This window comes from Halomonas heilongjiangensis, from assembly GCF_002879645.1.
Taxonomy (GTDB): Bacteria; Pseudomonadota; Gammaproteobacteria; order Pseudomonadales; family Halomonadaceae; genus Halomonas; species Halomonas heilongjiangensis.
In genome coordinates this window covers 25684-38373 of the sequence record NZ_PNRE01000059.1, presented here as the reverse complement: position 1 = coordinate 38373, position 12690 = coordinate 25684, and the positions used below count along the sequence as shown (strand labels likewise).

At 70.0% G+C, this 12690-nt stretch carries 12 protein-coding genes; 7 read left to right on the top strand and 5 right to left on the bottom strand.

The window, feature by feature from the left end:
* Nucleotides 1-900: an arylamine N-acetyltransferase family protein gene (locus tag C1H66_RS13345; protein ID WP_102628368.1), complete on the bottom strand. Its 900-nt coding sequence runs from the start codon at nt 898-900 to the stop codon at nt 1-3.
* Between the two features lie 238 nt (nt 901-1138).
* Between C1H66_RS13345 and C1H66_RS13340 the strand changes: the two genes are divergently transcribed.
* Entirely contained in the window at nt 1139-2008 is an 870-nt protein-coding gene (locus tag C1H66_RS13340) for an Nmad3 family putative nucleotide modification protein (protein WP_102628367.1), read from the top strand.
* Nucleotides 2009-2061: 53 nt separating this feature from the next.
* On the opposite strand, the gene C1H66_RS13335 is transcribed toward C1H66_RS13340, so the two are convergent.
* A complete protein-coding gene (locus C1H66_RS13335; protein WP_102628366.1) occupies nt 2062-2736 on the bottom strand; it encodes a glutathione S-transferase family protein in 675 nt (224 codons plus the stop codon).
* A gap of 287 nt (nt 2737-3023) precedes the next feature.
* Here C1H66_RS13335 and C1H66_RS13330 point away from each other — a divergent pair, with 287 nt between their 5' ends.
* The 3 genes from C1H66_RS13330 to C1H66_RS13320 all read left to right on the top strand — a co-directional run bounded on the left by C1H66_RS13330 (nt 3024) and on the right by C1H66_RS13320 (nt 8255).
* Complete coding sequence (locus C1H66_RS13330) at nt 3024-6146, top strand: ATP-binding protein (RefSeq protein WP_102628365.1); 3123 nt, start codon at nt 3024-3026, stop codon at nt 6144-6146.
* Nucleotides 6147-6290: 144 nt separating this feature from the next.
* Nucleotides 6291-7688 carry an FAD-binding oxidoreductase gene (locus C1H66_RS13325; RefSeq protein ID WP_102628364.1) on the top strand — a complete coding sequence of 466 codons (1398 nt, stop codon included), beginning with the start codon at nt 6291-6293 and terminating at the stop codon, nt 7686-7688.
* Nucleotides 7689-7703: 15 nt separating this feature from the next.
* Nucleotides 7704-8255: a cupin domain-containing protein gene (locus C1H66_RS13320; RefSeq protein WP_102628363.1), complete on the top strand. Its 552-nt coding sequence runs from the start codon at nt 7704-7706 to the stop codon at nt 8253-8255.
* Between the two features lie 31 nt (nt 8256-8286).
* Here C1H66_RS13320 and C1H66_RS13315 read toward each other — a convergent pair whose 3' ends face one another.
* The gene (locus C1H66_RS13315) at nt 8287-9183 is read right to left on the bottom strand and encodes a LysR substrate-binding domain-containing protein (protein WP_102628362.1); all 897 of its coding nucleotides are present in this window, start codon (nt 9181-9183) and stop codon (nt 8287-8289) included.
* A 163-nt stretch (nt 9184-9346) separates the two neighbouring features.
* Between C1H66_RS13315 and C1H66_RS13310 the strand changes: the two genes are divergently transcribed.
* On the top strand, nt 9347-9694 hold the full coding sequence (locus C1H66_RS13310) for a hypothetical protein (RefSeq protein ID WP_102628361.1): 348 nt from the start codon (nt 9347-9349) through the stop codon (nt 9692-9694).
* Nucleotides 9695-9784: 90 nt separating this feature from the next.
* Here C1H66_RS13310 and C1H66_RS13305 read toward each other — a convergent pair whose 3' ends face one another.
* Entirely contained in the window at nt 9785-10273 is a 489-nt protein-coding gene (locus C1H66_RS13305) for a MarR family winged helix-turn-helix transcriptional regulator (RefSeq protein ID WP_102628360.1), read from the bottom strand.
* A gap of 95 nt (nt 10274-10368) precedes the next feature.
* Here C1H66_RS13305 and C1H66_RS13300 point away from each other — a divergent pair, with 95 nt between their 5' ends.
* Nucleotides 10369-11313 carry a DMT family transporter gene (locus tag C1H66_RS13300; protein ID WP_102628416.1) on the top strand — a complete coding sequence of 315 codons (945 nt, stop codon included), beginning with the start codon at nt 10369-10371 and terminating at the stop codon, nt 11311-11313.
* A 31-nt stretch (nt 11314-11344) separates the two neighbouring features.
* Nucleotides 11345-11986, top strand: a complete 642-nt coding sequence (locus tag C1H66_RS13295; protein ID WP_181423397.1) for a nitroreductase family protein — start codon at nt 11345-11347, stop codon at nt 11984-11986.
* A 100-nt stretch (nt 11987-12086) separates the two neighbouring features.
* Here C1H66_RS13295 and C1H66_RS13290 read toward each other — a convergent pair whose 3' ends face one another.
* The gene (locus tag C1H66_RS13290; RefSeq protein ID WP_205738664.1) at nt 12087-12527 is read right to left on the bottom strand and encodes a cupredoxin domain-containing protein; all 441 of its coding nucleotides are present in this window, start codon (nt 12525-12527) and stop codon (nt 12087-12089) included.
* Between the last annotated feature and the right edge of the window lie 163 nt (nt 12528-12690).

Sequence of the window (12690 nt, the reverse complement as noted above, 5' to 3'; positions counted from 1 at the left end):
TCAGGTGCCAAGTTGCTCGCCTTCCGACGATGCCCCGGTGAGCGACTCGGCACGCCGCAGCAGCGCGCGCTCCTGTTCGGGCGAGAGCGCCAGCCCGAACAGCTCGCGCAGCACACCGGGCAGCGCTTCGGCACCGATCCGGTGCAGTTCCGGCGCCTCGCCGGGACGGAAGGTCTTCAGCTCCAGGTCGGTGAGGGCGTGACGAACCTCCGCGCCATTGCGCTGGGCCACGATCCGCCGCACGAAGGGCGAGTCCGGGTGATGGGACACTTGGTAGTTGTGCTCCTCGTAATCGGCACGATAGTAGGGCTCGTCGCTGAACTGGTAGAGGTTGAACCAGCCGTCGTGGCGCCGGTAGCGCAGCAGCCAATACCCCAGCGGCGAGCGCTCGAGGCGATACTCCCAGCGGCCATGGCGCACCTCGACGCCCTCCTCGAGCGGGATCGGCTCACGCGGCCCGACGTTGCCGACACCGACATCAACCAGCCACCGCCGCCCCTCCACCGTCACATTGAGGATCGTATGCCCGATAGCGGTGAGCTTGCGCTCGTCGTCGCCCATCAGCATCCGCGCGCTGCGCCCCTCGACGGCGAAGCCGAGCCGGTCCAGCACCGTGGCGAACAGGATGTTCTGCTCGTGGCAGTAGCCGCCGCGGCGACGCCGTACCAGCTTGTCCTGCAGGCTCTCCAGATCGAGCCGGATCTCGCCACCGGTGACGATCTCCAGGTTCTCGAAGGGCACCGCCGTGAGGTGCGCCCGCTGCAGGGCGCGCAGCGTTTCCAGGGTCGGCGTCAACGGGTCGCGGTAGTCGATACGTGCCAGATAGGCCTCGAGATCGAGAAGCGGCGTTTCCCACAGGGCCGACTCGTGGGGCGGAAGCGGGGACACGGAGGCATTCATGGCTGGGACTCCTTCGCTGGGCGGCACCCTGCCGCGATGGGTGAGATGGCCGCCAAGGGCGACCGGTGCACCGCAGGCTAAGACCTCAAGCCGGCTTGAGGTAAAGCACAAGATGGCCTATCGGCCCCATAGTCATCGCCAATGCAATGGGTGTCTTCGAAGGCATCTGATAGCATCTCACGGCCAGCCATGTCCGCTGATGCATGACGACGCCACAGGAGAGAGCACGAGAGACGGGATGAAACTGATCCTCAGCCGCAAGGGCTTCGACTCCTCCGCCGGCGGCGTGCCCAGCCCCATCTTTCCGGATGACCGGATGGTCGCCCTGCCCATCCCGGATGCCGCATCGACGATTCGCTACCGGGATATCGCCCATGATGGGGCCTCGCTCGGCGACCTGGTCGGCCAGCTCACCCGCGGCAAGGTGACACCAGATGACGGTGCCCATCTCGACCCCGACCTGAGACCCGACATGCTGCCCCGAGCGCCCGGCTGGCGACCGATCTTCGGACAGGCCGGCCAGGCCCAGGGGCACCTGCGTAACCATAGGGTCGGTCCGGGCGATCTGTTCCTGTTCTTCGGGCTCTTCCGGCGCGTAGAGCCTCACCACGGGGCCTGGCGCTGGGCCGCCGATTCGCGCCCCTGCCATGTCGTCTGGGGCTGGCTGCAGGTGGCGGCGGTACTGCCGATCGACGGTTCCCGGCCGCCGGGATACGAATGGGCGGCCTATCATCCCCACTTCCGGCGGGAAGGCGGTCCCAATAACGTGGTCTATCTGGCGAGCCGGCGACTCCGCCTCGACGGGCTATTCGACGGGCTGGGCGAGACACTGCCGGGCGCCGGGGTCTTCCCGCGTTACTCGCCGGACCGGCAGTTGACCGCTCCCCAGGCCGCCAACACCTCTACCTGGCGACTGCCCGCCTGGTGCTATCCGGAAAATGGCCGCAGGCCCCTGACCTACCACGCGAACCGGCAGCGGTGGCGAAGACGCGGGGCTCACACGGAATTGACCGCGGCGGCGCGCGGCCAGGAGTTCGTCCTCGACGGTGACGAGTACCCGGAAGCACTGCCCTGGGCAGGCGACCTGATTCGCCACCGGGATCGGTAAGGCCACCCGACTCGATGGCGGACTGCCATCGGGTGCCTATTCCTCAATGCCTCCTATCCCCCCCCTCCCGCTTCCATCGCCGGCTTCGGCGAGACGCCCTGCGCCAGAGCCGCCTCGTGCTGGGCGGCCAGAGCGCGCAGGAAGGCCTCCCGCGCCTGCAGCCGCCGCCAGTAGTCGGCCGCGGCGGGCTTGAAGCGTTCCTCCAGGCCGATATGGCTCGCCAGCAGCAGCGCATAGCCCACCGAGACGTCGGCGGCGGTGAAGCGGCCGGCGCAGAGGAAGGGCTCGCGCGCCAGACGCGGCTCGAGGGTGCGCAGCCGGGAGAGGAACCACCTGGAATAATCCTCGACGACCTGGGGCTGGCGGCGCTCGGGCGGCTCGAAGTGCCCGTAGCGCAGCACCAGGGTCTGGGGAAAGGTCAGGGTGGCCTCGCCGAAGTGCAGGAAGTTGAGGTAGTCGGCATAGCCCGGCTCATCCGCCCTCACCCCAAGCCTCGCCTCGGGGCGACGCGAGGCGAGGTACTGGCAGATGGCCGCGGACTCGGTCATCTGTACCTCGCCATCGAACAGCGCCGGCACCGTGCCGAGCGGGTTGATCGCCAGGAAGGCCTCGTCGTGCACGCGTGGGGGAAAGGGATGCATCACGAGTTCATAGGGCAACCCCAGCTCCTCGAACATCCACAGGGGGCGAAACGAGCGCGCGCTGACGCAGTGATGGAGTGTAAGCATGATTGGGTCCGGTCGAATACTGTCGGTTGATCTCCCAGCCCATCCTAGCCGGGGATACCGGGATGCGCGCCCACTACCTTCGCCGTGCTGGCCGTGGCGGGCTTCTCCTGGGAGGTCGCCCGCGGCGCGCCCGGCGCCTGTAGGTCGGCTCCCTGCGCCCGGCCCACTATTATACTGACGGGGCGAATATACTGACGGGGCGAAGGTGTCGCCCCCTGCCGCCGCGCAGGGCCGGTGGCCTTTGGAATCATGCCGCAGGGATTGCTCTCGTCGATGCGAGGCGGGCCATGTTGGAGATCCGGCTTCTGGGTGAGCAGCAGGTCATCGCCGACGGGGTGTCGGTCGAGGCGCTGCGGTCGCTGCGCACCCTGGGACTGCTGGCGTACCTGGTGATGCACGCCGGAGCGCCGCAGCCCCGCCAACACGTCGCCGGGGTGTTCTGGCCCGACTCGAGCGAGGCCCAGGCCCGCACTAACCTGCGCCGCGAGCTGCACCAGTTGCGCGCCGCCCTGCCCGAGCCCGAGCGCTACCTCGCCGTTGGCCCCCGCACCCTGTGCTGGCGTGACGACGCGCCCTGCCGCATCGACCTCGTCGCCTTTCGACACGCCGCGGATGAGGCCCGGGTCGCCGACGACGACAGCGCCTTCCTGGCCGCCGCCGAACGGGCCGTGCGCGCCTACGGCGGCGACCTGCTGCCCTCCTGCTATGACGACTGGGTGCTCGACGCCCGCGAGCGCCTGCGCGGTACCTGTGTCGACCTGCTCGACCGGCTGGCTGCCGCTCTCGCCGAGGCGGGTCAGCTGCAGGCGGCGATGGGCCATGCACGGCGTCGGGTGGAGCTCGAACCGCTCGAGGAGTCCGGCTATCGCGCGCTCATGGCGCTGCAGGCGCGCGCCGGCGACCGAGCGGCGGCCCTGCACACCGGCCAGCGCTGCGCCGCGGTGCTCGAGCGCACCCTGGGGGTCGAACCCTCCTCGGCGACCGTCGCGCTCTACGAGGCGCTGTCCACGCCCGCCGAACCGACGCTGGCGGTGCCACCGGCACTGCGCCAGGCGCCGCCGCTGATCGGCCGGCGCGCCGAGCTGGCGACCCTCGAGGCCGCCTGGGCCAGAGTGGCCGAGGGACCCCGGCTGGTCGTCATTGCCGGCGAGGCGGGGGTGGGCAAGACGCGCCTGGCGGCGGAGCTCGCCCACCCCATCCAGCACCACGGCAAGGTAGTCGCCCAGGCACGCTGCTTTTCCTCCCGGGCCCGGCTGGCACTGGCTCCGGTGGCCGAATGGCTGCGCGGCGTGGCGCTGCGACCGGGTATCGAGCGGCTGGAGGCGACGTGGCGGGCCGAGGTCGGGCGCCTCGTGCCCGCCCGGCCGGCGCCGCTGGCCGATGCCTGGCAGCGCCGCCAGTTCTTCGAAGGCCTGGCCCGTGCGGTGCTGTCCGCCGGCACGCCGACACTACTGGTGCTCGATGACCTGCAGTGGTGTGACAGGGAGACCCTCGCCTGGCTCGAGCTGCTGCTCCACCTGGAGCCAAGCGCCCCGCTGCTGCTGGTCGCCACCCTGCGCAGCGAGGAGTTCGACGACAACCTCGAGCTCGTCGCTGCTTGCCGGCGGCTGCAGGCACAAGGGGCGCTGCAGACGCTCGAGCTCGCCCCCCTGAGCGCCCGGCAGACCGCCCGACTCGCCGCCGCCCTGCACGATGCGCCGCTCGACGCCGCAGCCGCCCGCCGACTGCAGGCCCGTACCGGCGGCTTCCCGCTGTTCGTCGTCGAGTCGCTGCGCCAGGGCGGAACACGGCCGTCGCGGATCGAGGCGATTCTGGACGGCCGGCTCGCCCGACTCGGCCCCGCGGCGGAGGAATTGATCGGGTTGGCCGCCGCCCTCGGGCGGGACTTCTCCCTCGAACTGCTCGCCGCCGCCAGCGACCTCGACGACACCACCCTGAGGGACGCCGTCGACGAGCTGTGGCAGCGGCGACTGCTGTGCGAACAGTCGGCCACCACCTACGACTTCGCCCACGACCTGCTTCGCGATGCCGCTTACCGGCGACTCACGCCCCCCCACCGTCGCCTGCTGCACCGACGCATCGCCATCGCCCTCGAACGCTGCCACACCGACGATCGCGCGGCCGTAGCGGCGCAGACCGCCGAGCAGTTCGAACGCGGCGGCCAGCCCGAGCGGGCGATCCACTACCACGCCCTGGCCGCGGAGGCCGCGACCGCGGTGTTCGCCCTCGAGGACGCCGTCGGCCACTACGACCGGGCGCTGGAGTTGCTGGCCACCCAGCCGGACGACGCGACGCGGGCCCGGCGCGAACTGGCGCTGTGCCAGGCGATGGTGCCGCCGCTGGTCGCCCTGCACGGCTACGCCGTCCCCCGGGCGGGCACGATGATCGAGCGCAGCGTGGCGCTCGGCGAGCGGCTCGGCGAGACACTGGCGCGGTCGTGCGGCGAGTCGGCCCTGTGCTGGCACCTGTTCGTCCAGGGGCGCATGCACGACGCCGCGGCGCTGGCCGAACGGCTGGCGACGCGCCCCGCCGGGGCCCTGGATCGCGCCGGCTGGCGCCTCCAGGCGTTGTCCCTGCCACTGTTCGGGCTCGGTCGGCACGCCGAGGCGCTGGACACCTTCGACCGTCTCGAGCAGGAAGAGGTCGGCGACGTGAACCTCTTCGGCTTCCGCGCCGGCGTGCTGATCCGCGGCGCACGGGCACATGCCCACTGGCTGGTAGGGCAGTCGGCGGAAGCGGCGGCCACCGCCGAGTCCGCCCTGCGCCTGGCCAAAGAGACCGCCCACCCCTTCGAGGAGACGATCGCCCACGCCTATGCGGCGATCACCCACCACCTGCTCGGCGACCGCGAGCGTACCGACTCGCACGCCGCCACGGTGCGGCAACTCTGTGCACGCCACGGCTTCGCCTACTACGGAGAGTGGGGGCGGATCCTGGCGGGGCGGCTGGCCGGGGGCGCAGCGGGCGAGGCCCTCATCCGCCAGGGCACCGAACGCCTGCAACGGCAGCACGCGGGCACACGCATGCCGTTCTGGCTCGCCCTGCTCGCCGAGGTCCTCATCGAGACCGAGCGCGCCGACGAGGCGAGCCGGGTCCTCGCCGAGGCCCGGGCCTGGGCGGAGCAGCACGGCGACCGCTGGTGGCTGGCGGAACTCTGGCGCCTCGACGCCACCCTCCGGGACATCCCCGAGGCCGAGGCCCGCCTCGAACGAGCGCTGGCCATCGCTACCGAACAGGACGCCCTGGCCCTGCAGCTGCGCGCCGCCATCGACCTCGCCCGCCGGTGGGTCGCGGCCGGGCGGCTCGCCGAGGCCAGTCACCTGCTGGGCCCATTGCGGCCACGCGCGGCCGGCTGCAACCCCGCCGAACTCGCCGCCGCCGACGCCCTGCTCACCCGCCTCCGTCCCTGACACGCACCGGGCACCCCCGATCGATGGCACGCGCCGTGCGCCATTGCGTCCGACGAACGCTTCACGAACGCTCGGCAAACGCCGCGCTGCGTATGCTCGAGCCATTGATCGGCCACCCATCCACCAACCCGAGGAGGACCCGTCATGGCACTCAGTGGTGAGCTTTCACAGGCGGCGCTCGAGGCGCTGCGGGGCGGCCTGCGCGGCAGGCTGCTCCACCCCGGCCAGGAGGGCTACGACGCCGCCCGCGCCGTATGGAACGGCATGATCGACCGCCAACCCGGCGCCATCGTGCGCTGTGCCGACGTCGCCGACGTGATGACGGCGGTACGCACGGCGCACGAGCACGGCGTGCGGCTGGCCGTGCGCGGCGGCGGGCACAGCGCCAGCGGCCTGGCCTTGTGCGACGGCGGCCTGGTGATCGACCTGTCGGCCATGCACGGCGTGCGGGTCGACCCGGCCGCCCGCACGGTCACCGCCGAGGGCGGCTGCACCCTGGGCGACGTCGACCACGCGACCCACGCCTTCGGACTCGCGACGCCCTTCGGTATCATCTCCACGAGCGGTGTCGGAGGGCTCTCCCTGGGCGGCGGGAGCGGCTACCTCACCCGCCACTACGGGCTGACGATCGACAACCTGCTGGCCGCCGATGTGGTGCTGGCCGACGGCCGCTTCGTGACCGCCAGCGCCGAGACACACCCCGACCTGTTCTGGGCACTGCGCGGCGGCGGGGGCAACTTCGGCGTGGTGACCGCATTCCATTTCCGCTGCCATCCGGTGCACCACGTGATGGCCGGCCCGGTCCTGTACGACCTGGCCGACACCGGAGCGGTGCTGCGCTGGTACCGCGACTTCCTGCCATCGGCGCCGGAGGAGCTTTACGGCTTCTTCATGGTCGGCACCGTGCCGCCGGCGCCGCCCTTCCCGGAGGCCCTGCACGGCCGCCACGTCTGCGGCATCGTCTGGGTCTACAGCGGCGACCGCGAAGACGCCGACGCCGCCCTCGCCCCGGTGCGTGAGTTCGGCTCGCCGCTGCTGGACGGCATCCACGAGGTGCCCTTCCCGGCCCTCCAATCGGTCTTCGACCCCCTCTACCCCCCGGGGCTGCACTCCTACTGGCGGGGCGATTTCTTCACCGAGATCACCGACGAGGCCATCGCCGTCCACGAGCGCTTCGCCGAGGTGCCCACGCCGCTCTCCACCATGCACCTGTACCCCATAGACGGGGCCGCCCACCGGGTGGGCCGAGACGAGACGGCCTTCCACTACCGCGAGGCGACCTGGAGCGCGGTGATCGTGGGTATCGACCCCGACCCGGCCAATGCCGACCGCGTGCGCGACTGGGTCGTGCGCTACTGGGAGGCGCTGCACCCCAGCTCGGCCGGCGGCGCCTACGTGAACTTCATGATGGAGGAGGGACACGACCGGGTCCGGGCGACCTACGGCGAGAACTACGCGCGGCTCGCCCGCCTCAAGGCGCGCTACGACCCGGACAACCTGTTCCGCCACAACCACAACATCCCGCCGGCCGACCCGGCGTGACGCAGGAGAACCGCGATGAAATCCCATACCATCCCTTCCCTGGCCCTCCCCCTCGCCGCGCTGAGCGTTGGCGTGGTGGCACTGGCCATGCCGGTCCTGGCGTTGGCCGACGACCCGCGGCCCATCGTCGTGGAGGAACTGACCCCGCGCGGCGCGATCACCGACGAGGTCGGCATCCGGATCGGCCTCGCCGTGGAGGGTCGCGACCGGCAGGACCTCGAGGTGCCCGAGACCGGACGGGTCGCCACCGCCCGGATCACCATCCAGCCGGGGGCGGCCTTCCCGTGGCACAGCCACCCTGGGCCGGTGCTTGCCACCGTCGCCCAGGGCGAGCTGGTCTACGTCTATGTCGACGACTGCGTGGAACGCCCCTATGCCGCGGGCGAGCTGTTCATCGATCCGGGCTTCGACAACATCCACAGCGCCTTCAACCCCAGCGAGGACGAGGTCGCCGTGGTGGTGGCGACCTTCCTCAACGCCCCCGAGGGCGAGAACGGCCAGGGCCTGACCATTCCCCGCGAGCCCGAGCAGACGTGCCCCGACCTACCCATCGGCGGGGCGCACTGAGGGCCCGCCTCGCTGCGACATGCACGGCAACTTAGCCGTGCATGTCGCCGAACGCCTCGGTCACATACCCCACCAGGGCCTCGCTGGCCTGGCCCGCGCCGCCCCGTTTCACCAGCTCCAGCTGGTAGTCGCCGAGGGGCGGCAGCAGGTTCTTGTCGATCCGGCGCAGCGGCGGCCGGATCAGGGCCAGCGGGAAGGGGGAGACCGCCAGGTCGGCGAGCATGGCGGCCTCCTGCCCGGCGCAGTGTTCGCAGGTGTAGGCGATGCGGTAGCTCACTCCGGCACGGTCGAGGGCGTCGAGGGCCATCCCCCGCCAGGCACAGCCATGGTGGGCCAACGCCACCGGCAGCGGCGAGCGCTGGGCGGCGATCCCGCCTTCGCGCCCAGCCCACACCAGCGGCTCGCTGTGCACGATCTCGCCACGCACTGCCTGCCCCGGGTTGCCGGAAGTGACCAGCACCAGGTCGAGCTCGCCGGCATCCAGACGCGCCAGCATCCCCGCGCTGCTGCCCACCACCACGTCGACCTGGACCGCCGGGTGCGAGCGGGCGAACCGCGCCAGTACGCCGGGCAGGATGCGCGTGCCGACGTCATCGGTGGTCCCGATGCCCACCCGTCCCTCCAGCGACGGCGCCAGGAACTGGGTCACCGCCTCCTCGTTGAGCTTGAGCAGCCGACGCCCGTAGCCCAGCAGCACCTCGCCCTCCGGCGTGAGCCGTACCTGGCGCGCCTCACGTACGAACAGCGGCTGGCCGAGGGTCTCTTCCAGGCGCTTGATCTGCATGCTCAGGGCCGACGGCGTGCGGAACACCTGCCGAGCGGCGCGGGTGAAGCTGCCGCTCTCGGCGATCGTCACGAAGGTGCGCAGCACGTCGGTATCCAGCAGCGGCAGTGCCACCCCACCGGTCGGTAAGGACATCTGTGTCATGGCCGAAACCTTTCAGAAATTCTTAAAGGTCAATGTAGTCCTTTTCGTTTGATTGATCAAAAGACCGGGACCATGCTGTCCCCCAGAGGTCGCGACCCTCCACCCACCCGCAAGCAGATACCGGCAGCCGCCCGCCTGGCGGCCGCCTGGATGGAGGTGCGAGATGAGCCAGTACGAACCGATTCGCCGCCCGAGAGTCGTTGCCGACAAGCCGGCGCCACCGCCAGCACCGGACTTCTATATGCCGGCCATGCCACCCCTCGGGCTGATCACTGCCGTCGAGCACTGGTGGCACGTCTACCGCCGCCGGCGGCAGTTCCGGCAACGCTTCCTGCCGCTGCTCGCCCACGACGACCATATCCTCGAGGACATGGGCCATCACCGCGACGACATCCTGTGGGCATCGCGCCTGCCGCTGCAGGTCGATGCACTCAAGGCCCTCGAGGAGTGCCGGGCGCTACGCAAGGCCCAGCAGGGCCCTTACCGCCTGCTTGACCTCACGTTACCTTGAGAACTTAGGCTCCTGGCGAACTCCCGCCAGGAGCCCTACCCCATGACACAGCCTCGACAATTGCGATCGACCCCCGCCGCGGCTCGGCCGCTATTCCACTTCCAGGCCGTCGAGCAGCTTGCCGAGCAGCCGACCCAGCGTCTCCTGCTCTTCCCGACTGAGGGCGGAGAGCAGGCGCGCCTCGTTCTCGACATGCAGCGGGACGAGCCGGTTCATCATCTCCAGCCCCTGCTCCGTCAGCGAGACCAGGGTGCCGCGACGGTCCTCGGGGTTGGGGGTGCGCACGATCAGCCCCGCCCGCTCCAGGCGATCCAGCCGGTTGGTCATGCCCCCGGACGAGACCATCAGGGTGCCGAACAATTGGGTCGGCGTCAGCGCATAGGGCGCACCGGCGCGGCGCAGGGTGGCCAGCACGTCGAACTCACCCAGTTGCAGGCCATGGGCCTTGAAGAAGGCCTCCAACTGGTTCCGGGTGATCAACTGGCTGGTCTTCAGGTAGCCGACCACCTCCATCGGGAGCAGGTCGAGGCTGGGCAACTCGCGTTGCCACTGGGCGATCGCCGATTTCACTCTGTTCATTGCCAACCATTTATCTCGATGCTAAGATATTTTTATCTTGATGATAAGATGCTTGGCGAGAAGATACTTTCCGCCGAGCAACGGGAGGATGGATGATGTCGAACGCAACGCTGTCGCGCAAGGATACGGATCGGGCCGGGCTCTACGCCCTGGGCTGCCTGCTGCTGGTCGGCACCTTCCTGGCGCTGTCACTGGTGGTGGCCAAGTTGGCGGACGGCGCCGGGGCGCCGCGGCTGACCTTCCTGATGACGGCCATGGCCGGGGCCGGGATCGTGCTGGGCACCATCGGGGCGCTGCAACGTCGGTCCATGGCGCTCAACCGCCGTACCCTGGAGTACGCCGCCGTGGCCGGGGCGCTGTTCGCCGTGCCCAATGCGCTGGCCTTCCTCGCGGTACGCCATGTCGGCGCGGGCTTCATCTCGCTCAGCTTCGCCTTCCCGATCCTCGTCACCTGGCTGCTGGCCGTCTGGCTGAGCCTGGAGCGCCTGCGTGCCCTGCGGCTGCTGGGCGTGCTGCTGGGGCTCTCGGGCGGGCTGGTGCTGGCCGCGGCCAAGGCCGGCGGCGCAGGCGGTGCCCAGGGGTGGGTCCTACTGGTGCTGGCCATGCCGCTGGTGATCGCATTCGGCAACATCTACCGCACGCTGCGCTGGCCCGTCGGCACCGCGCCGGTGTTCCTGGCGGCGCTGATGATGTTCGGCGGCGCCGTGACGCTGCTGCCCTTCGTGCTGCTGCTCGAGCCCGGCCAGTCCCTGGCGCTGTTCACCACCGGGGCCGCTCTGCAGCTGCTGCTGGTGGAAGTCGCCGTGTTCTCGGTGCTCTACCTCTTCTACTTCGTGCTGCAGAAACTCGCCGGCCCCGTCTACCTGAGCCAGATCGGCACGGTGGCGGCGCTGGTCGGCACGCTGATCGCGGTGCTGGCACTCGGCGAGGCCCCGCCCCCCAACCTGGGCCTGGCCGCGCTGCTGGTGGCGTTCGGCACCGTGCTCTTCCATCGCGGCGCCCGCGCCGCGTCCGTCCCGAGTGGCGCCAGGACCACCTGATGGCGTCACGTTTCCCCGACAAGGAGTCATCATGAGTCTCATCGAAGCCCTCAACTGGCGCTACGCCACCAAACGCATGAACGGCCAGCGAGTGCCCCGGATGCAGGTCGACCGGATCCTGGAGGCGGTGCGCCTGGCGCCCTCCTCCTACGGCCTGCAGCCCTACTCCGTGCTGGTGATAGAGGACCGGGCGCTGCGCGAGCGGATCAGCCCGGTGGCCTTCGACCAGCCGCAAATCACCCAGTCCTCGCACCTGCTGGTGTTCGCCGCCTGGGATCCCGTCGAGGAGGCCCACGTCGACGATCTGATCCGGCTCACCGCCGAGACACGCGGCCAGCATCCGGACGACCTGGCGGCATACGGGAGCACCATCAAGGGGGCCGTCGGCGGCTTCGCATCGGCCCACGAGAAATTCCAGTGGGCGGCCAAGCAGGCCTACCTGGCCCTGGGAACGGCGCTGGCCGCGGCGGCCGCGGAGCGCGTGGACGCCTCGCCCATGGAGGGCTTCGACCCGGCAGGACTGGATGACCTGCTCGGGCTCAGGGAGCAGAACCTGCGCAGCGTCGTGCTGATGGCGCTGGGCTATCGTGACGGCGAAGCCGACCGGCACGCCGGCCTCGAGAAGGTGCGCTGGCCCCGGGAGAAGCTGTTCATCCATATGAGCGAGATGTGATCTCTCGGCAGGTTGTGCTTCCGGGGCCTACCCTGAAACTGGAGGTGCGCCCCCGCTCGATCCTCCGGGAGGCCCGGAAGCACAGCCGCCGGCAATCGGCTCACTCCACCACCTCCAGCACACCGGACATTCCTCTGTTGCGGTGGCTGGGCAGGAACGGCAGCTTTTTCCCGCAATGGAAGACCACCCGACCCGGTACCTGGGGGGTAAAGCGGATGACCTTCTCCTCACGCTCCAGTTCCTCTTCGATATCGAGCCCCAACGCCTCCGACTGGATCACCAGGTCATGCGGCGCAAGGCCGCGCTCCCGGCTCACCACCAGTTCCACCGGGACGCCCACCTTGACCTGAATATGCTCGGGCTCGAAGAAATAACTGCCACCGACGAGGCGGATACGTTGCACACCATCGCCGTCGGGCGTGGCCACATATGGCTCCGCATTGGCCCAGGCCTCGCTCGTGGCCAGGGTAATCAGCGCCGCCATCAACAGCATTCCCACCCAGATGTTTTTTCCGTATGGCTTTTCGTCGACTACCATCATGTCTGCCTCTGGTTACACTTCATCACCGCGGGAGCGAGCCCTCACTTGTCGCGATACCGCGAAGGCACGAGGAGTTGTCATGCTTTTGGGGGTTCTCTTGGCCGCCCCGGTCGGCACTTACTTGCACTGTGCTTATGAACCAGGAGACACCATCTAGCCACTC